The sequence below is a fragment of the Streptomyces sp. NBC_01210 genome (assembly GCF_036010325.1).
Taxonomy (GTDB): Bacteria; Actinomycetota; Actinomycetes; order Streptomycetales; family Streptomycetaceae; genus Streptomyces.
The window spans coordinates 2841219-2858636 of the sequence record NZ_CP108549.1 but is presented as its reverse complement, the minus strand read 5'-3'; the positions used below and the strand labels follow the sequence as shown (position 1 = coordinate 2858636).

Below are 17418 nucleotides of genomic sequence, written 5' to 3'. Positions count from 1 at the left end.
GTCGCCCCGTACGGTACGGAACGACGGGGGAGGGCGGCCAGCCTACGGGCCGGATCGCAGCCGGAACGTGAGCCCCTGGTTGAATCGCCTGGTCAGCAGCCGTTCAGGATGCCCTGGAGCGCGCTCTTCTCGGCCGAGTCCACCTTCAGGTTGTAGTAGTGCTTCACGTCCACCCACATCCGGGCGTACATGCAGCGGTACGAGGTGCGCGACGGCAGCCACTCCGCCGGGTCCTGGTCGCCCTTGGCCTGGTTGACGTTGTCGGTGACGGCGATCAGCTGCGGGCGGGTGAGGTCGTTGGCGAAGGCCTGGCGCTGGGCGGTGGTCCAGCTGCTCGCGCCGGACTTCCATGCCTCGGAGAGCGGCACCATGTGGTCGATGTCCACGTCGGAGGCGGCGGTCCAGGTGGCACCGTCGTACTCGGAGAACCAACTGCCGCTGGTCGCCGCACAGCTGGAGTCCTGGACGACGTTCGTACCGTCGCGCTTGAGGACGACCTCGCGGGTGTTGCAGGCGCCCGACTGGGTGATCCAGTGCGGGAACTTGTCGCGGCTGTAGCCGGTGGAGGAGCCCTCGGCCGCCACGGTCAGCTGGCCGAGGTAGGTGCGGGCGGTGGCGGCGCTGACGGGGGTGGGCGGGGAGGCCTGGGCGGCGGGGGCGGTGGCCAGCAGACCGGTGGTGGCGAGAGCGGCGGTGGCGGTGAGCACGGCTATTCGACGGGTTTGACGCGCGTAGACACCAGACATGCGAACTCCTTGGATGTGGGGGGAGCTTGGCCGTTCGGGCGAGGCCATGTTTGCGGCGCAAGGTTTCCGTGGGGTGGGCGCCAGGTAACAGAGTGGCGACATGGGCACGTCAGATCAAGTGTTCTGACGCCCCAACAGATACCGGTCTGCGGCGTACGGTTGCCGAGTGCTGCTGACGGTCAATGTCACTTTCGGGGTCGTACTGGTCGTCCTGCTGGTTGTCGCGGCGACGGTGGCCGCGGTCGCTCACCTCGGGCGGGCCCGAGAGATCGCCGTCGCGGGCGTACGGGCGGCGGTCCAACTCGCGGCCGTCTCCCTGGCGATCGGATGGGTGGTCCGTTCCGTACCGCTGCTGCTCGCCTTTCTGCTGCTGATGTACGCCGTCGCCGTACGGACGGCGGGCCGGCGCATCACCGGGAACCGGACCTGGTGGTGGGCCTGGCTGCCGATCGCCGCGGGCGTCGTGCCTGTCGTCGCCGCGCTGCTGCTCACGGGCCTGGTGCCGCTCAAGGGCATCGCGCTGATCCCGGTGGCGGGCATCCTCATCGGGGGCGCGCTCACCGTGACCGTGCTCGCCGGGCGCCGGGCACTGGACGAGCTGACACTGCGGCGGGGCGAGGTGGAAGCGGGGATGGCGATCGGGCTGCTCGACCGCGACGCCCGGCTCGAGGTGGCGCGCAGTCCGGCGTCCGACGCACTGCTGCCGGGTCTCGACCAGACCAGGACCGTGGGGCTCGTCACACTGCCGGGCGCGTTCGTCGGCATGCTGCTGGGCGGGGCGTCACCGGTGCTGGCGGGGGCCGTGCAGCTGTTTGTGCTGGTCGCGCTGATGGCGGTGCAGGCGGTGGCCGTGTCGGTCGTGCTGGAACTGGTGGCGCGGGGACGGCTGTACCGGGATCCGGCGTGACGGCCGTCTCGCGTACCCTGGACGGAGCAGAAGGGGAGTAGCTCTTCGCCGGAACGTCGACATACTGCTGGGCCTCGCGCCCGGCCGGCGCCCGGAGGCGGCCTCGTCGAGGCCCGCCAGCGAGACCTTCGGCCGCAGTGCCCATGTATGCATTCATGGCGCTGCCGTGCCGAAGCGACCCCTGAAACGCTCAGGACTCTCGGCAGGGCCGCGCCCCGACCGATTGAGGACTCCCACCCATGATCAGCTTTACCGTCATGGCGATCACCTTCGGCGTCGTCTTCCTCGCCGAACTCCCCGACAAGACCGCGCTCGCCGGTCTGATGCTCGGCACCCGCTACCGCGCCTCGTACGTCTTCGTGGGTGTCGCGGCCGCCTTCGCCGTCCATGTCGTGCTCGCCGTCGCGGCCGGCAGCGTACTGACTCTGCTGCCGCACCGGCTGGTGCAGGCGGTGGTCGGCCTCCTCTTCCTGGCGGGCGCGCTGATGCTGCTCATGAAGAAGGACGACGGGGACGAGGAGAACATCAAGGCCCCGGCGGACCAGTCCTTCTGGAAGGTCTCGGGGGCGGGCTTCATGCTCATCCTGGTCGCGGAGTTCGGCGATCTGACCCAGGTCATGACCGCCAATCTCGCCGCCCGCTACGACAGCCCGCTGTCGGTGGGCGTCGGCGCGGTGCTGGCGCTGTGGGCGGTCGCGGGCATGGGCATCCTGGGCGGCCGGACGCTGATGAAGTACGTACCGCTGAGGCTGATCACGAAGGTCGCGGCCTGTCTGATGCTCGCGCTGGCCGGCTTCAGCCTCTTCGAGGCGATCGCTCCCTGACGCGCGACTCTCCGCTCCTAGGTGCGCGGTGCCGGTCGGCCGGTCAGGCCACCGGCGGTGCCACCCGCAGTTCGATGGTGCCGTCCGGACCCTCGGCCACCGTCAGGTGTGTGAGGTCGGGGACATGGGCGTCCGGGGCGAGGGCCGCCGCGCGGGGGCCTACGCCCACCACGCGCATAGCCGCCGCGCGGGCCGCCTCGATGCCTGCCTCGGAGTCCTCGAAGGCGATGCAGTCCGCCGGGTCGAAGCCCAGCTCGGCCGCGCCCTTGAGGAAGCCCTCCGGGTCCGGCTTGCTCGCGCCGACCCGCTCCGCGGTGACGCGGATCTGCGGCATCGGCAGACCGGCGGCGGTCATCCGGGCCTGGGCGAGCGCCTCGTCCGCCGAGGTCATCAGGGCGTGCGGCAGTCGGGCGATGGCGGCCATGAAGGCGGCGGCGCCCGCGACGGGGACCACGCCGTCGATGTCCGCGGTCTCCTGGGCGAGCATCACGCGGTTGTCGGCGTGGTTCTGCTCCATGGGGCGGTCCGGGAGGAGGGCCGCCATGGTGGCGTAGCCCTGCCGGCCGTGGACGACCTTGAGCGCCTCGTCCGGGTCCAGGCCGTGCTCGGTCGCCCAGAGCCGCCAGCAGCGCTCGACCACGGCGTCCGAGTTGACGATGGTGCCGTCCATGTCCAGCAGGAGGGCGCGTGCGGTCAGATCGGACGGGGTGGCTGCCGGCATCGGCGTACTCCAGGGCGCGGGAGAAGAGAAACAAGCGGCTCCGCCCGCCGGTCAGGGAATACGGGCGGAACCACTTTGTTCCTACACGATACAAAACGCGGGCGGGTAGCGCCACCCGGTTTCGCGTCCGTCCCGCATCGTCCACCCCGGTCCAGGGCGGTCCGCCGCCAACTCCGTGTGCGCCATGGCCCGTCAGGGTTCCCGGGTCTCCGCCTCCAGTGCGCGGCGCGTCTTCGGGCCGTATACCCCCTCGGGATCGCCCTTGACATGCCGGTCCTGCTGGAAGGCCCGTACCGCGTCCTCGACGCTCTGGCTGTACGTCCCGTCCATCGGGCCCGCGTACAGCGACATCTCAGCCAGCCGCTGCTGAAGCTCGGTGACCTGAGGTCCGCTGTCCCCGCTCCGCAGCGTGCCCGATGTCCGCCAGCCCGCCGCCTGGGGCGCCGATCCGGTGGCCGACGCTGTTGAGGGCGGCGCCGCCGCGGGGCCGGACGAGTCGGCGGACGCACGCGGCGCGGACTGCGCCGCGAAGGCCGTAACGGACGGTGAGGCCGACGCCGAGCCGGAGACGGTTGCGGACACGGGTGCGGACCGGCTCGGCGACGAAGAGGGCCCGTCCGGCAGGACGTTCAGACTCGGCGAGCCCGTCTTCCTGTCCGGCAGCGCTTTCTCGCGCTCGTCGCCCCCGGAGAACAACCCTCCGGCGACCGCGGCGGTCCCGGCCACCGCAACCGCCGCCACGACCACCATGAGCCCCGTGTACTGCCGCCGTGGGCGGCGGTGCCGAGCCGGGGTGAGGTCCACAGGATCAAGCGCGTGCGGCTCGTCACGCGGCGCCGGATCCACCACGTGCGGCAGCGTCAGGGGGATCGTCCCGGGGTCGGGCTCCCCTCCGCCCCCGCCCTCGTCCACGCTCCGCAATGTCACATAGGGCCGTATCCGCAGCGGATCGAAATGCACTGCCGACGCAAGGTCCGGCTGCCACTCCGCCCCCGGCGTGCGCGCGGCACGCTCCGTGCAGTCGCAGCCCGGCCCGGCTCTGCCGTCGGTACCCCACGGCTCGCCGCATTCAGGACACAGGTGTCCGGTCATTGCAGGTTCCCTCCCCAATAGCTGCCAGCGATTATGCAGGCGCCCACTGCGACGGCCCAACGGCCGGGGGCGCCGCTCGGCAGGCCATATCCGGGCAGACCGACCAGGATGGAGAATGCCCGAGAATGGACGGGGGGCGGGTGGTGAAGCGGACCCGAGGAGATCCCCATGTCTCAGGAAGTGCGCACCCCGGCCGTGAGTCCGGCCCCAGGTGAGGGCCAGAAACGGCAGACCGTCATGGTCGCCATCGGCGCACTGCTGCTGGGCCTGCTGCTCGCCGCCCTCGACCAGACCATCGTCTCCACCGCGCTGCCGACCATCGTCAGCGACCTCGGCGGCCTGGAGCACATTTCGTGGGTGGTCACCGCGTACCTGCTGGCCGCGACCGCCGCCACCCCGCTGTGGGGCAAGCTCGGTGACCAGTACGGCCGAAAGAAGCTGTTTCAGACCGCCATCGTCATCTTCCTCGTCGGCTCCGCGCTCTGCGGCATCGCCCAGAACATGCCTCAGCTCATCGGCTTCCGCGCGCTCCAGGGACTCGGCGGCGGCGGACTGATCGTGCTGTCGATGGCGATCGTCGGCGATATCGTCTCGCCGCGCGAACGCGGCAAGTACCAGGGCCTGTTCGGCGCGGTCTTCGGCGCCTCCAGCGTCCTCGGCCCACTGCTCGGCGGCTTCTTCACCCAACACCTCAGCTGGCGCTGGGTCTTCTACATCAACCTGCCGGTCGGCATCGTCGCGCTGCTCGTCATCGCCGCCGTACTGCACATCCCCGTACGCCGGACCAGGCACACCATCGACTACCTCGGCACCTTCCTCATCGCCTCCGTCGCCACCTGTCTGATCCTCGTCGCCTCCCTCGGCGGCACCACCTGGGCGTGGGGCTCGGCGCAGATCATCGCGCTCGCCGTTCTCGGAGCCGTACTCCTCGTCGTATTCGTGTACGTCGAGCGGGGCGCCGCCGAACCCGTACTGCCGCTCAAACTCTTCCGCATCCGCACCTTCACGCTCGTCGCCGTCATCAGCTTCATCGTCGGCTTCGCGATGTTCGGCGCGTTGACCTATCTGCCGACGTTCCTGCAGGTCGTCCACGGCATCACACCGACCATGTCCGGTGTGCACATGCTGCCGATGGTGCTCGGCATGCTGCTCACCTCCACGGGCTCCGGCCAGATCGTCAGCCGCACCGGCCGCTGGAAGGTCTTCCCGATCGCCGGCACCGGCATCACCGCCGTCGGCCTCGTACTGCTCCACCAGCTCGACGAGACGAGCTCCACCTGGCAGACGAGCGCGTACTTCTTCGTCTTCGGTGCCGGTCTCGGCCTGGTCATGCAGGTGCTCGTGCTGGTCGTCCAGAACGCCGTCAGTTACGAGGACCTGGGCGTCGCCACCTCCGGCGCGACTTTCTTCCGCTCCATCGGAGCCGCGTTCGGCGTCGCCATCTTCGGCACGATCTTCACCAACCAGCTCCAGAACAAACTGGCCGACGCGCTCGCCGGACGGCCGGTGCCGTCCGGCGCCGGTGCCGGGCAACTGGCCGACGACCCGCGCGCCATCGCCGAACTGCCGCCCGCGCTGCGCCCGTCGGTACTCCATGCGTTCTCGTCAGCCATCACCGATGTCTTCCTGTACGCCGTGCCCGTCGTGCTTCTCGCCTTCCTCGTCGCCTGGTTCCTCAAGGAGGACAAGCTGCGCGGCTCGGTCACCGCGCCCGATCCCAGCCAGACGCTCGCCTCCAACCCGGTCGAGCGTTCCTCGCACGAGGAGTGTGCCCGGGCCCTGTCGTTGCTGGGCTCGCGCGAGGGCCGGCGTCAGATCTACGAGAAGATCAGCGACAAGGCGGGGTACGACCTGCTGCCCGAGGCCAGTTGGCTGCTGCTGAGGATCAGGCGCCACGGCACGGTGGAGCCGGGGCTGCTCGCCGACGCCACGCCCGTACCACTGCATGTCATCACCGACGCGGCCCGGCAGGTGGAGGAGCGGGGGCTCGCCCGCCGCTTCGGGTTGCAGCTGATCCTCACCGACCGGGGCCTGGAAGCGGCCATGCGGCTCGCGAAGGCGCGCGAGGAGTCCCTGTCGGAGCTGCTCGGCGACTGGTGGGGACCGGAGCGGCCGACCGATCTGGTGCAGCTGGTGGAGGAGTTGAACGCGGAGCTGTGCGGGTCGGACGCGGAGCGGCCGTACAGTCCGCCGCCGAAGCGGGACCACGCGGCCTGAGCTCCGGGCGGCTCAGGTCTCCGGGCGGCTCGGGTCTCTGCGCGGCTCGGGTCTCACGGCGGCTCGGAGCTCCGGACGGCTCGGGTCTCCTGGCGGCTCGGACTCCGGGGCTCCTGGTCGCCTCAGAGTTCCTTGCCGTACCAGATGTCCATGTACGGACCCGAGCAGTACGCCGGGATCTCGGCGTAGCCATTGCGGACGTAGAGCTTCCGCGCCTCGATCAGATCGAGCCTGGTATTGAGGACCATCCGCCGGGCGCCCAGCTTGCGCGCCTCGTTCTCCAGGGTCTCCAGCAGGATTCCGGCGCCCCTTCTGCCGCGGAAGGGACGGCGCAGATAGACGCGTGTGAGCTCGGCGCGCTCGGCGTCCAGCATCAGCACTCCGCCGCAGGCCGCGGCCTTGGCGCCGTACCGGCCGACGACGAACTGGCCGGTGGGCGGCGCGAGTTGCTCGGCGCCGTCGCCGCTGAGCCCCTGGTCGATCTCCTCGGCGGTCGCGGGGCGCTGCCAGTAGCGGCTCGCGACCTCGTCGTAGTACTCGCGCCGCAGGGCGCTCGCGTCGGAGGAGTCGAATGCTTCGGGGGCCAGGGTCCAGGTGGTCATGACGATCTCTGTACCGGAGGGGCGGGCCGTTTGGCCAACGAATTCCGGGCAACCCGCCTTCAGGAGGGCCCCTCAACCGAGTTCAACCGAGTCGAATACACCGCATCGTGAACAGGGAAGGCAGCCATGTCCACAGTCCTGATCGTCGTCGCTCTGGTAGCGGTGCTCGCGATCGTCGTCGCCGCGGTGCTCTACGCGGGACCGGGCAGGGGAGGCGGCCGGCGGGGGCTGAAGCGGCGGTTCGGCCCCGAGTACGACCTGGCCCTCACCCGCCACGACGGCGACACCAAAGCCGCGGCACGTGAACTGAACGAGCGCGTCAAGCGCCACGGCGATCTGAAGCCGCAGCCGCTGGCGAACGAGACACGTGAGCTGTACCTCGCCCAGTGGGCCGGTCTCCAGGAGCGCTTCGTCGACTCTCCGGTCAAGGCGGTCGCCGAGGCGGACCAGCTGCTGGCGCGGCTGGCGGCGGAGCGGGGCTTCCCCGAGGCCGCACAGTACGAGGAGCAGCTCGCCGCACTCTCCGTGCATCACGCGGAACACGTGGGCGGCTACCGCCGGGTGCACCGCGCGACGCGCGGACAGTCGAGCACGGAGGAGCTGCGTGAGGCGATGGTCGAGAGCCGTGCGCTGTTCGAGGCCCTGGTCCACGCCCGTCCCGAGGATCCCCTCGCGCACCGTGCCGGTGCGGTGGAGCGCGGCAGGCGCGGGCATCTGCTGAAGCCGAAGGGGAGTGGCGCGTGATGACGTACGAAGCGGAGCGGGCCAAGACACCCGAGCGGGCCGAACACCCCGAGCGTTCCAAGGGCCTTGAGAGCCTTGAGCGACCTGAGCACCTCGAGGACGTCGAAGGCCTCGAAGGCATCGAAGGCGTCGAGAACACCGAAGACCGCGAGCCTCGCGGCCAGACCCCGTCGCGGCAGCTGATCCCGCAGGACGAGCGCGACAAGCTGACGCTGCGGCTGCAGCAGTCCCTCGGCGGCTTCGTCGACGGGCCGCGGCACGCGGTCGAGGAGGCGGCCGCGGTACTGGAGGACACCGCCGACCGCATCACGATCGCCCTCACCGAACGGCGTCAAGCGCTCCGTGCCGACTGGGACGGCGGGAACGAGCGCCGCCCGGCGGAGGCGGACACAGAGGAGCTGCGGGTCGCCCTGCGCGCGTACCGCGAGGTGACGGAGCGGCTGCTGCGGATCTAGATCGTGGCCGGAGGCCGGTCTTGGTCTTGGGCCTGGGTGTTGGGCCCGAATATCGGGCCTGGGCCTCAGGCCTTCGGGGCGGCCTGCTGGACCACCTCGAACGACCACAGCGTGGACCCGGAGGCGGCGGGCTTGGGACGCTCGCCGCCTTCGCCGCCGCCCGGAACCGGCGGGCCGTCACAGAAAGCCATGCGCCCTGCCCCGTGTCTGCGAGGTCGCGCACGCTGGATGCCAGAACATCAGACGGATTACCGGGGTGGATAGTGGGTGAGTGGAACCAAGCAAAGAAGAGGTCGTGAGTGCGACCTCGGCTACTGATGATGGGCAACCGGGTCCGTCTCAGTTTTCGTCTCGTTCATCGCCATTCGTAGTCGTCAGCTGAGATCGCGGTCGCGCCTCCCAGGGCGGAACGAACGGATACGAATGTCGATGAAACAGACGGCTGACCAGCGGGGACAGACCTGCAAAACGAGCTGCGTCGGTTCGATTCCGATCACGGCCTCCGGCACGATGGCGCTTACGACCTTGTGCGCGATTGGGGTCGGCCGTCGGTAGTGGAGGATGGCCCTATGCATGCTCTCTTCGATAGTCCCGGGCTCCGTCGCGTCTCGCTGGGCGAGTACCCCTTGTGGGACGAGGCTCTTGCGCTCCTTAACCGGGACTTGGCAGTGACTCTTCCTGAGAAGGGGCCCCTGCAACTGGTGGCCCAGCCTTCCTACGAGGCGGGCGAGCCGGAGTATGTCTACGTTGCGCTGGCCAATGGCGAGTGGCACGGCGGTCACCTGTACCCAAAGGTGGCCGAAGACCTTGCTCATGCCTTGGCGATCGTCGCCGACGCCGCGCAGGATACCGTCGCTGAGCGTCTGGGGCAGGCGTGGCCCCTGTGCGTCGAACACAACCTGGGCATGCATGCGCGCGAGGTGGAGGGGCAGCTCTCCTGGTGGTGCGCCGGAGAGCGGCCGCGTCTCGGACCGGCCCACATCCGTGCGGCCGTGGGCGCGCTCGACACCTTCTGCGCCGCCCGCATCGCCGCAACCGCAAGCGATGGAGAGTAGATCGACGTCATGTTGCGCGGCAAGGTTAGTACTCCCGAATGCAACCGGACCGTTTGCACGTAGCTTTGGCGACAGTCTGACCACTCGTCACGCTGCCGTCGAAGTAGTAGATAACGATCTTTGCGGGACCACCGGGAATCGTCAGGACCAATTCCCCCCGAAGGGTCGGGTTGTGGCCACACACAGCTCACTGGTGGATTTCTTGGCCTCCAAACCCGCACCAGTGGCAACAAACAGACCAGTTCTGCAACCCGCCCCACTGGCGACGTGATGTGTCCCTTCAAAGAAGACCGTGTGGTTCTGCCACGTCACCTTCCCTTGCAGCACAGAGTTGCCATAGTCGAGATAGAAAGGCGTGACTTCTCCTACAGCGTGGGCAGGTGCGGCACATACCACACCCACCAAGGCCAACGACGATGCCATCACCGCTGAACACCTCTTGAATACCTTCAGCACAAGTTGCCCTCCCTTGATGAAGATCCAGGAATCGGTCGTGAAGAGTGAACCGTTTGATCCAGCCCTCCCAGGCAGGTGACCGGAAGCCGCAGGGGAAAGGCTTAGCCCCGCCCCGTCGGCAGCCGACCGGAACCTGACACTGGTATTTACCCGAAGTCCTCGATGGGGTTCACGGCTCAACGACGGCGACGGGCTGCACGGGCACGGTTCTTGCCGGAGTCGTACTCCTTGTCCGCGCGGACTCGGTCCGGTCCTCAGCTGCAACCCGTTCACCGCAACCGACGTCGTCGGCCCCGACGACACCGCCGCAACAGCCCCGCCACCACCGGCCGGAGCAGCAGCCGCACCCGACGCGGTCACCCCCACAACTGCCACCAGCGCCGCCACAGCCGCAGCCAGGGCCACCCCCAGCTTCCTACCGAACTTGTACATGCATGACCTTCCAAGTCGCACGACGACGAGCACCGGCTAACTCATCCGACCGACTCTCGGGCTGATGAGTCACGAGCATGTTCGTTGCTCCAGCAAACGCCAAGGGGTTTGCTGCAAACTTCGTTCCAGGAGACAGCAAGAAGCCCCGGTGGTCTGCGGCAGAGCAGACCACCGGGGCCGAGCCCCGCCCAGAGATCACGGGGGAGGGCGAGGCGGCTTCGGTGCTACGTGGCGCGAGGACCCAGTGCGCCCGAGGGCAAGGCATCGAAGGACTGAAACGCGGTCAGCTTGAAGCGCTTGTCACCGCTCATCCCTGCGTGCTTCAGACACCACAGCTGCGCATCATCCGCACTGTCACCGTTTATGGATCGCTCGCCGCAGTCCAGACACTCACCCGCGTAGCGAAGGCCCGTCTCCGGATCCGCCAACAGCGTCCAGTCCATGAACCCGTACCGGGCTCGCCCGCTCACTCGCGACCCTGCGGCCGGTCGTCGTCTGCGTCTGACTCGTCGAGGTCGTCAGAGTCCGGCACCGGCAGACGTTTGCCCCGGCTCTGAGCGATTCGCAGCACATCGCGCAGGGACTCGATCAAATGCGTGGCCAGGAAGGACAGTTCCTCGGCCGTCACTTTGCTCTCGGCGAGCATGGACTCCGCATGGCTGAGCAGTTCGACCCCCATGCCGAGCTGGATTGCTTCTACCTGGTCGGCTTTCCGGGAGAGGTACCCGCCGCTCTCATCCGTACTGAGGTAACACGGCTTGCCCTCAGGCGTGTACCACGGCAGCAGTCGCATCGTGTGCGCAGCAGACATCAGGCACCCACCTTTACCCCGTGAATCGTGAGCGGACCGATATCGATGCCGTGCACCGCCAGCAGTAGTGCCCGGCGCCGTGACGTCTGCAACCGCTCCTCCCACCGCCGCTCATGGGCGACCAGGTACGGGCGGACAAGCGCGACATCCTCACCGCGCAGATAGGCTCGCTCTGTGGCTCCCGGCATACGCGCCAGGCGCAATGTCGCATCATCCGCACGACCTTCTTTCGCCGGGCAGATCGCCGCACGACGACGACGACCGGACGCGGGTAGCAGCCGCTGTAACAGCCAGCCGGCCGCCCGGGCGATAGTTTGGTCCATGTCGACCTGACTCCTTCAGGTTGGCCACGCCCCCGGGCCGTATGCGCGGTCGCGGGGGTCTTCTGTGGGTGTCAGAGAACCGCGCATGGCCAGCCAGAGCCACGGCAAAAATGCCGCACTTCTGCTGCGAGTTTGCCGCAACGGATACGCTGAGCTGGGGATGTTGGACGGAGGGCAGCGATGGCGGGCAAGCGGCAGGGCTTCGCGAAGCGCCGCAAGGCATGTGGATACACGCAGGAGCAGTTCGCGCATTCCCTATCAGTGGACCGGACTACGGTTCAGCGGTGGGAGAAGGGTGACAACGACCCTCAGCCGTGGCTCAGGCTCAAGATTGCCGCACTGCTCGATGTGACTCCCAAAGAGCTGGACAGCCTGCTTGCTCTTGACGCTGCGATTCGCGGTCCGAGGGGAGTCAACCCGTGGACCGTCGACGCCGTACCCAATTCCGATGACGAGTTTGACGCATGGGAATTGATGCGACGAGTCCAGGCAAGTGATGTGGGATCAGCCACGCTTGATCGACTCGATCACGCCTTTGACGAATTGGCCACGGCGTACCCGGTAACGCCGCCGCAGGAACTCTTGGAGCGAGTGCGGAAGCACTCGGCCTATGTCACTCGGCTGTTGGACGCCCGCAAGTCATTGAACGAGCACCGCCGATTGCTTGTCGTTGGCGGTTGGCTCTCTCTCTTCGGCGCGACGCTGCACATTGATCTCAAGCAGGATCAGGCAGCTACTGCCCGGTTGCAGACGGCCGCCGCGCTGGCCCGCGAGGCCGGTAACGCTGAGATCGAGGCATGGTGCTTCGAGACCGATGCATGGCGCGTACTCACGGAGGGGGACTACGTCCGCGCCCTTGAGCTCTCCCAGATAGCACAGCAGATCGCGCCCGCTGGCGGGTCAGCTGCCATTCAGTCGGCAGCCCAGGAGGGAAGAGCGCGTGCGCGGCTGGGGCAATCGAGGGAGACTTACGCCGCCATTGATCGGGTGCAGCGCATGTCTGCGTCACTCGGCCGCCCTGACCGCCCGGAGCACCACTACCGCTACGACCCCGCAAAGGCGCTTGCGTACACCGCAACTACCCTTGCATGGGCAGGGGATTCGGCCGCCGAGCCATACGCGCGAGAAGTCATCGCCCGGCTGAGCCCAAGCGATGACGTTCAGAAGTGGCCGCGCCGGGTGGCATCAGCGAATATCGATCTGGCTTTAGTGCTGCTCGCCGAAAGCCGAATGGATGAGGCATGTGATGCGGCTCAGAAGGCCATACTCAGTGGCCGCGTCGTCCCCTCGAACCATTGGCGAGCGCTGGAGGTCGTGAAAGCGGTCGAGGCACGCCAGCTGCCTGAAGCAACGGGCCTGCGCGAGGCATACCAGGGCCTGAGAGCTCTCGGGCGCTGACGCCGGGGCGGCCGCCGTCTCTCCCCGTGCCCCCGGAGACTGCTGAGCCGGGGGCACGCTACCGAGAGCGTCAGTCCTGCTTGGGGGCGGCCTGCTGGACCACTTCGAAGGACCAGAGTGTCGAGCCGGATGCGGCGGGCTTGGGCTGCTCTCCACCGGCGGGCGCACCACGATGCGCCGCCTGCATGGGGCCGGACATCCAGTTCTGGAAGTCCTCTTCGCTGCGCCAGCGGGTGTAGACCAGATACGTGTCAGTGCCCTCCACAGGTCGAAGAAGCTCGAACCACTCGAAGCCGTCCGAGCCCTCCACGGCGCCGGCGCGGGAGGCGAACCGCTTCTCAAGGACTTCGCGCTGATCTTCAGGGACCGTGAGGACGTTGATCTTGACGATGCTCATGGTGCCCATCCTGCCGTACGGCCCACGCTCACCGGCATGACGCACGGAACGGGCCGCGGCTGCCGCGACCGCCCGCCCGGCACGCCCCGCCCCTCCTCAGGCCACCACGCGCGCCAGCAGGAACCCGTCGTACCCCTTCGTGCCCACTGTCTGTACCGCCGTCGCGCTCAGCCGCGGCTCCCGCGCCACCAGTTCGTACATCTCCCGCGTGCCCACGATCGCCGGGTTCGTGTTGTCCGCGTCCACCACCGCGCCACCCCGCACCGCGTTGTCGACGATGATCACGCTGCCCGGGCGGGTCAGCTTCAGCGCCCACTCCACGTAGCGCGGGTTGTTCTCCTTGTCCGCGTCGATGAAGACCAGGTCGAACGGGCCCACGCCGGGTTCCGTCGCCAGCTTCGGCAGCGTCTGAAGCGCCGCGCCCGTCCTGACCTCCACGATCTTGTCGAGGCCGGCGTGGGCGAGATTCGCCCGGGCCACCTCCGCGTGCGCCGGGCTGTACTCCAGCGAGATCAGCCTGCCTTCCGCGGGCAGCGCCCTGGCCAGCCAGATTGTGCTGTAGCCGCCCAGTGTGCCGATCTCGAGCACCGTGCGCGCGCCCTGCACCTGGGCCAGCAGATGCAGCAGCTTGCCCTGGTTGGGGGCGACAGCGATGGCAGGCAGGTCGGCCGTGTCGCTCGCCGCGAGGGCGGCGGTCAGGGCTTCGTCGGCCGGGACGAGGCGGTCGGTGATGTAGCGGTCTACGGCGGACCACCGGTCCTGGTTCTCCTGAGTCATACGGCCCAACCTATTTCAGGCGATCGGTGGCGGCACATGGATCGCCGGAGGTGGTACGACCGGACTGCGCCGCCGTGCCCGTACACGCACCAGCACCACTGCCGCGAGAACCGCCAGGCCCCCGCCGACCGTCAGCAGCCACGCCGGGACACCGGCCACCGTCAACAGCTGGTTCTCGTACACCACCCGCCGGAAGGGGGTGTCCTTGTCCGTGGCGCGCAGTTCATGGTCGCCGTTGATCCGCTTGGGCTCCGGAAACTCCTGGTCCAGCGCCGTCAGGAAGGTCTCGCCGCCGCCCGTGAACCCGGAAAGCGCCGCGCTCGGCTCCACCTTCCCCGCGTACGTCACCTCCGGCGCGTTCCCACCGATCGAGCCGCGCGGCTCCATCCGGTGCGGCGCCAGCACGAACAGCCCCAGTGACTGCGCGGTCCTGGCCAGCCGCGACAGCCGCATCGGGTAGATGAGCCTGTCGCTGGCGAAGCGCAGCCGCAGCGGGTCGAGCGTGCCGCGCAGCACGGAACCCGTCGTCTCGGGGGCCAGGCGCACCGCCACGTACTCCCACTTCTGCTCGACATACGGCTTCAACTCGCGGGCGAGGCCGTCCGGCAGCTCGAAGCCGTTCCGCTCCAGCCAGCCGCGCAGCGCGCCGGGATCGGTCGCCGTCAGCCGTGCGACATCGAAGTCGCCGAGGCGTTCGCGGCCGACCACACCCACCGCCGGCGCACCGGCCGCGGGGGCCGGTGCGCCCGCGGAGTCGCCGGAAGTGGGGGAGAAGGGCCAGTCGTTGCCGCGTGGCCAGAAGTAGTGCCGCGTCCGGAGCTCCGGCTCGATGATCGTCTCGAGCTCGCCGAAGAGCGCGCTGTCGCCGAGCTCGACCGTGGCACGGCTCGGCACGGGCATGATCCAGGCAGCCTTGGGAGCGTCTCCGTCGACCGTGAAGCGCATCAGGATCTGCTCCGTACGGCCGTCCCAACCGACCACCGACGTCTCCCGGTTGACGTACATATGGGACTGCTTGTCCGGCACCATCGCGCCGCATCCGCAGGCGTACGCCGGGCTGACCAGCGATCCGAGCTGCAGCGCAAGCAGAGCGAGCACCACCAGCAGCAACCGCTGCCTCCGTGGCCCACGCACCGGTGTCCTGTCTTGTATGTTCCCCCGCATGCCTACTGTGACGGCGCCGCGGACCTCGCGGTTCCGGTGCCGTCGAACAAGATGGTCGAACGAGATATTCGGTCAAAACGGGGTGACAGTCAGGCGAAGAGGGGGTTGCCTGAGTCTTCTTCGTGGGGCAGTGCGAGGCTCTATGAACCGGGAGCAGCCCGGGACATGCAGCACCGGCGCACAGAACGTGAACCAGGAAAACACAACGTGGGGAGGCGCGGCGCGACGTGGCGAACGCGGAGCACAGCGTGCACGGAAGTGCGACGACGGATACGAGGATGGGCGCGGCCAGGGCCGCCCTGTGGCTCGTAGCGGCCGTCCTCGCGGTACGGCAGACAGCGGCAGTGCTCCGGCAGCCGCCCGGTGAGCGCCTCACCGACCTGGAGACCTGGATCGGCGAGAACGGCGTCCTGCATATGAAGGGCTCGCTGTACGACGCCGACAAGTTCACGGGTACGCCGTTCGCCGGACTCGTGCTGAAGCCACTGACCCGGGCCGCCGAGCAGGCGCTCGGCATCGCCTGGACCTTCGGCACACTGCTGCTCGTCGTCGTGCTCGGCCTGGTGGTCGCCCGCGCCCTGCCGGGACCCGTTTCGCGCCGCAGCGGCCTGCTCGCCGCGCCCATCGCCATCAGCCTGCTGATGCTCTCGCTGCCTGTGCGCAACAGCTTCTACCTGGGGCAGACCAGCATCATCCCGGTCCTGCTGGTGCTGCTCGGCTGCTTCGCGGCGCGCGGCGAGAGACCGTCCGGCGTGCTGATCGGCTTCGGCGCCGCCCTCCAGCCGACCGTGCTCCTGTTCGCTCCGCTGCTCTGGTTCACCGGCCGCAGACGCGCCGCCGCCACTTCGGCGGGCACCTTCGCCGCCTCCTCGGCGCTCGCCTGGGCCGCGCTGCCCAGCGACTCCTGGACGTACTGGGTGCACCATGTCGCGGGCGCCGGGCTCGGCGCCCGCCCGGACAGCCTGGCCAACCAGTCACTGCACGGCGCGCTGCTCCGCCTCGGCCTGGAGGGCCCGCTCGAGATCGCGCTCTATGTCGTGCTCGCCGCCGCGGTCTGCTTCTTCGGCCTGCGCCGTGCCGTCCGCTACGCCCAGGACGGGCAGTTGCTCCTCGCCGTCGCCCTGACCGGCTGTGTGGCCGTCGCCGTCTCGCCCACCGCCTGGCAGCACCAGCTGCTGTGGGTGCTCCTCGCGGTCGTCGGCCGGGTCGGCAAGCGCGCCTCGGACCGCATGCTGTGGCCCGTCCTGGTGATCCTCGCGATCACGCTGCCGGGGAACATGCTGCTGCCCAACATGGCGGTGCTGTACCCCGTACGCGAAAACGTCCTGCTGATCTCCGCGCTGGCGGCGGCGGTTGCGGTGCCGTTCCTGCCGCGTACCTCGCCGTACTTCCGGCGGCCGGTGCCGACCGAGTACGCCCTGCCGCTCCCGGCCCGCTGGAGCCGGGTGCCGCTGCTGCCGTTCTGGCGGCGCGTGCTCAGCCGCCCGAACCTGCTGCTCGAACTGCTGGTGATCCGAGTCGGCTACTCCGTCTACTCGCAGATCCGCGCCGCCGCGACCGGCGGCGTGACCGCCGCCGAGGAGCACGGCCGGCAGGTCATCTCCGCCGAGCAGGCGCTCGGCATCGACGTCGAGCACTGGATCAACCACGCGGTGGTGAAGGCGGAGTGGGCCGAGGCCTTCTTCAACTTCTACTACTCGTCCTTCCACTTCGTGGTGCCGCTGACGATCCTCGGTGTGCTGTACGTCCGACGCCCCGCCGACTACCGCTGGGCGCGCTCGTCGCTCGCCTTCGCGACACTGCTGGCGCTGCTCGGGTTCTGGTTGTATCCGCTGGCCCCGCCGCGCCTGATGCCGGGCATGGACTTCATCGACACGGTGCACGGCCCGCAGGACCTCGCCAACCCGGACTACGGGGCGATGACGGCGGTCACCAATCAGTACGCGGCGATGCCGTCGCTGCATTTCGGCTGGTCGCTGTGGTGCGGACTGATTGTCCTGGTCCTGGCGCCGAAGCTGTGGATCAAGCTGCTCGGCCTGCTCCACCCGCTCTTCACGGTCTGCGCGATCGTGGCCACGGCCAACCACTGGGTACTGGACGCGGCGGGCGGCGCGGCGGTGGTGGGCGCGGGCTTCGGCCTGACCTACCTGCTGGCGGGCCGACGGCAGCTGCGGGTGCCGGCGGGGGCGGTCCCGGCGGCGAGAGTGGACACCCAGGCGGAAGCACCGGTCCCGGCCGCGCCGAAGTAGCCGCGCGCCCCAGGGGGTACGGGTCGTCCCCGCACCCCCTGGGGTGGA

Annotated in this window: 18 protein-coding genes and 1 pseudogene; 8 read left to right on the top strand and 11 right to left on the bottom strand. The window is 69.0% G+C overall.

Features of this window, described 5'->3' with window-relative positions; all coding sequences use genetic code 11:
• Positions 1-92: 92 nt before the first annotated feature.
• Positions 93-746 carry an HNH endonuclease family protein gene (locus OG735_RS12955; RefSeq protein WP_327323320.1) on the bottom strand — a complete coding sequence of 218 codons (654 nt, stop codon included), beginning with the start codon at positions 744-746 and terminating at the stop codon, positions 93-95.
• A 166-nt stretch (positions 747-912) separates the two neighbouring features.
• Between OG735_RS12955 and OG735_RS12950 the strand changes: the two genes are divergently transcribed.
• Both OG735_RS12950 and OG735_RS12945 read left to right on the top strand, forming a co-directional pair.
• Positions 913-1653, top strand: a complete 741-nt coding sequence (locus OG735_RS12950; protein ID WP_327323319.1) for an ABC transporter permease — start codon at positions 913-915, stop codon at positions 1651-1653.
• A 239-nt stretch (positions 1654-1892) separates the two neighbouring features.
• On the top strand, positions 1893-2477 hold the full coding sequence (locus OG735_RS12945) for a TMEM165/GDT1 family protein (RefSeq protein ID WP_327323318.1): 585 nt from the start codon (positions 1893-1895) through the stop codon (positions 2475-2477).
• A gap of 43 nt (positions 2478-2520) precedes the next feature.
• Here OG735_RS12945 and OG735_RS12940 read toward each other — a convergent pair whose 3' ends face one another.
• A complete protein-coding gene (locus OG735_RS12940; RefSeq protein ID WP_327323317.1) occupies positions 2521-3198 on the bottom strand; it encodes an HAD-IA family hydrolase in 678 nt (225 codons plus the stop codon).
• Positions 3199-3390: 192 nt separating this feature from the next.
• The gene (locus OG735_RS12935; RefSeq protein ID WP_327323316.1) at positions 3391-4290 is read right to left on the bottom strand and encodes a peptidoglycan-binding domain-containing protein; all 900 of its coding nucleotides are present in this window, start codon (positions 4288-4290) and stop codon (positions 3391-3393) included.
• 168 nt (positions 4291-4458) lie between these two features.
• On the opposite strand from OG735_RS12935, the gene OG735_RS12930 reads away from it, so the two are divergent.
• Complete coding sequence (locus tag OG735_RS12930) at positions 4459-6507, top strand: MDR family MFS transporter (RefSeq protein ID WP_327323315.1); 2049 nt, start codon at positions 4459-4461, stop codon at positions 6505-6507.
• 122 nt (positions 6508-6629) lie between these two features.
• On the opposite strand, the gene OG735_RS12925 is transcribed toward OG735_RS12930, so the two are convergent.
• Positions 6630-7109: a GNAT family N-acetyltransferase gene (locus tag OG735_RS12925; protein ID WP_327323314.1), complete on the bottom strand. Its 480-nt coding sequence runs from the start codon at positions 7107-7109 to the stop codon at positions 6630-6632.
• Positions 7110-7235: 126 nt separating this feature from the next.
• Here OG735_RS12925 and OG735_RS12920 point away from each other — a divergent pair, with 126 nt between their 5' ends.
• The gene (locus tag OG735_RS12920; RefSeq protein WP_327323313.1) at positions 7236-7853 is read left to right on the top strand and encodes a hypothetical protein; all 618 of its coding nucleotides are present in this window, start codon (positions 7236-7238) and stop codon (positions 7851-7853) included.
• On the top strand, positions 7853-8308 hold the full coding sequence (locus tag OG735_RS12915) for a hypothetical protein (protein WP_327323312.1): 456 nt from the start codon (positions 7853-7855) through the stop codon (positions 8306-8308). The genes OG735_RS12920 and OG735_RS12915 overlap by 1 nt, the downstream gene beginning before the upstream one ends.
• 65 nt (positions 8309-8373) lie before the next feature.
• Here the strand turns inward: OG735_RS12915 and OG735_RS12910 are convergent.
• Positions 8374-8469, bottom strand: a pseudogene (locus tag OG735_RS12910) (antibiotic biosynthesis monooxygenase); the annotation flags it as partial.
• A gap of 408 nt (positions 8470-8877) precedes the next feature.
• Between OG735_RS12910 and OG735_RS12905 the strand changes: the two are divergent.
• The gene (locus OG735_RS12905; protein ID WP_327323311.1) at positions 8878-9363 is read left to right on the top strand and encodes a hypothetical protein; all 486 of its coding nucleotides are present in this window, start codon (positions 8878-8880) and stop codon (positions 9361-9363) included.
• Positions 9364-10475: 1112 nt separating this feature from the next.
• On the opposite strand, the gene OG735_RS12900 is transcribed toward OG735_RS12905, so the two are convergent.
• From OG735_RS12900 to OG735_RS12890, 3 genes are read right to left on the bottom strand one after another with little or no spacing between them, the layout of a single operon-like run.
• Complete coding sequence (locus OG735_RS12900; protein WP_442812418.1) at positions 10476-10721, bottom strand: DUF7848 domain-containing protein; 246 nt, start codon at positions 10719-10721, stop codon at positions 10476-10478.
• The gene (locus tag OG735_RS12895) at positions 10718-11062 is read right to left on the bottom strand and encodes a hypothetical protein (RefSeq protein ID WP_327323309.1); all 345 of its coding nucleotides are present in this window, start codon (positions 11060-11062) and stop codon (positions 10718-10720) included. The genes OG735_RS12900 and OG735_RS12895 overlap by 4 nt, the downstream gene beginning before the upstream one ends.
• Positions 11062-11385 carry a hypothetical protein gene (locus OG735_RS12890; RefSeq protein ID WP_327323308.1) on the bottom strand — a complete coding sequence of 108 codons (324 nt, stop codon included), beginning with the start codon at positions 11383-11385 and terminating at the stop codon, positions 11062-11064. Before OG735_RS12890 ends, OG735_RS12895 begins: the two co-directional genes overlap by 1 nt.
• Positions 11386-11565: 180 nt before the next feature.
• On the opposite strand from OG735_RS12890, the gene OG735_RS12885 reads away from it, so the two are divergent.
• Positions 11566-12783 carry a helix-turn-helix transcriptional regulator gene (locus OG735_RS12885; protein ID WP_327323307.1) on the top strand — a complete coding sequence of 406 codons (1218 nt, stop codon included), beginning with the start codon at positions 11566-11568 and terminating at the stop codon, positions 12781-12783.
• A gap of 70 nt (positions 12784-12853) precedes the next feature.
• Here OG735_RS12885 and OG735_RS12880 read toward each other — a convergent pair whose 3' ends face one another.
• The 3 genes from OG735_RS12880 to OG735_RS12870 form a co-directional block, all read right to left on the bottom strand.
• Positions 12854-13180 (bottom strand): antibiotic biosynthesis monooxygenase family protein, encoded by a 327-nt coding sequence (locus OG735_RS12880; RefSeq protein WP_327323306.1) that lies wholly within the window; start codon positions 13178-13180, stop codon positions 12854-12856.
• Positions 13181-13276: 96 nt separating this feature from the next.
• The gene (locus OG735_RS12875) at positions 13277-13957 is read right to left on the bottom strand and encodes an O-methyltransferase (protein ID WP_327323305.1); all 681 of its coding nucleotides are present in this window, start codon (positions 13955-13957) and stop codon (positions 13277-13279) included.
• Positions 13958-13972: 15 nt separating this feature from the next.
• Entirely contained in the window at positions 13973-15091 is a 1119-nt protein-coding gene (locus OG735_RS12870) for a DUF2330 domain-containing protein (protein WP_442812417.1), read from the bottom strand.
• Positions 15092-15399: 308 nt separating this feature from the next.
• Between OG735_RS12870 and OG735_RS12865 the strand changes: the two genes are divergently transcribed.
• Entirely contained in the window at positions 15400-17370 is a 1971-nt protein-coding gene (locus tag OG735_RS12865) for a bifunctional glycosyltransferase 87/phosphatase PAP2 family protein (RefSeq protein ID WP_327323303.1), read from the top strand.
• The last annotated feature ends 48 nt before the right edge of the window (positions 17371-17418 follow it).